This window comes from Streptomyces graminilatus, from assembly GCF_001418565.1.
GTDB classification, from domain to species: domain Bacteria; phylum Actinomycetota; class Actinomycetes; order Streptomycetales; family Streptomycetaceae; genus Streptomyces; species Streptomyces graminilatus.
Genome location: NZ_LIQQ01000331.1, coordinates 1 through 1,015, shown reverse-complemented (window position 1 = coordinate 1,015; position 1,015 = coordinate 1). Strand labels below are relative to the sequence as shown.

Below are 1,015 nucleotides of genomic sequence, written 5' to 3'. Positions count from 1 at the left end.
GATGCGGGTACGGCTGCTTCGGCCGGGGGTGGGTAACGTTATGGGTGTGGCGCAGCAAGAACGAAGCGAACCGTCAGGTTTCCCCGAAGATCACATGGTTTCCATGGTGGAACACGGGCATTTTTGCTTCGCGAGATGCAGTTGCGGCTGGCGCGGGCCGGCCCGCCGGGCCCGCAGCATGGCCCGGACGGACGCCAAGGGGCACCAGGGAGACCGGCCCTAGCGGCCCCTCACTGATGACCACCTCACTGATGACCACCTCACAGATGACCACCTCACAGATGACTACCTCTGGTGGAGCGCCGACAGTTCGTCGACCAGGTCCTTGTCCCGGGGTTGGGTGAGGCGTTCGCGGGCCGCTTCCGGGGGCAGCCACAGGATGAGGTCGACCTCGTTGTTCGGGGTGAAGTCGCCGGACGTCGCCTCCGCCGCCCAGTAAAGGACCTGCTTGGGGCGGCCGGCCACCTCGTACTCGGTCGTGCTGAGGGGGGCGCCGACGGTCGCCCCGTAGCCCGTCTCCTCCTCGACCTCGCGCAGCGCGGCGGCGAGCGCCTCCTCGCCGCGCTTCAAGTGGCCCTTCGGGTGCGACCAGTCGTCGTACTTCGGCCGGTGGACGAGGCAGATCTCCAGGCCGCCGTCCACGGGTGAGCGGCGCCACAGGACGCAGCCCGCCGCCAGCAGGGGGCTCGGCTCTTCGGAGGTCATCGGGTGCTCATCGCCTTCGTCTCCCAGGACTGCTGGAAGGCGAAGCGGGCCGCCTCCACCTCGTGGCGCTGGTCGGCGTGGAGCACGCCGAGCGCGTACGCCGTCGCCGGGGCGATGCGTGGGGTGCGTGCGGCGGAGGCGGCCGCCGCCGCGGCCTCGGAGGCGTCGCGGTGCCGGTTGAGTGCCGCGCCGGCCGCCAGCATCCGTACGTCGACGCGCGCTTCGTCGCCCTCCAGCAGCTCGTGGGCGTAGCGGCGCAGGCGCAGGAGGAGGCGTACGTGGTGCCAGGGGGCGTCCTGGGGGCTGTCTC

At 70.9% G+C, this 1,015-nt stretch carries 1 protein-coding gene and 1 pseudogene; both read right to left on the bottom strand.

Going from position 1 to position 1,015, the window contains the following annotated elements; genetic code table 11:
- Positions 1–285: 285 nt before the first annotated feature.
- Positions 286–705, bottom strand: a complete 420-nt coding sequence (locus AOK08_RS26920) for an NUDIX hydrolase (RefSeq protein ID WP_055530764.1) — start codon at positions 703–705, stop codon at positions 286–288.
- Positions 702–1,015: pseudogene (locus AOK08_RS26915) on the bottom strand (CHAD domain-containing protein); the annotation flags it as partial. The gene AOK08_RS26920 and the pseudogene AOK08_RS26915, both read right to left, overlap by 4 nt.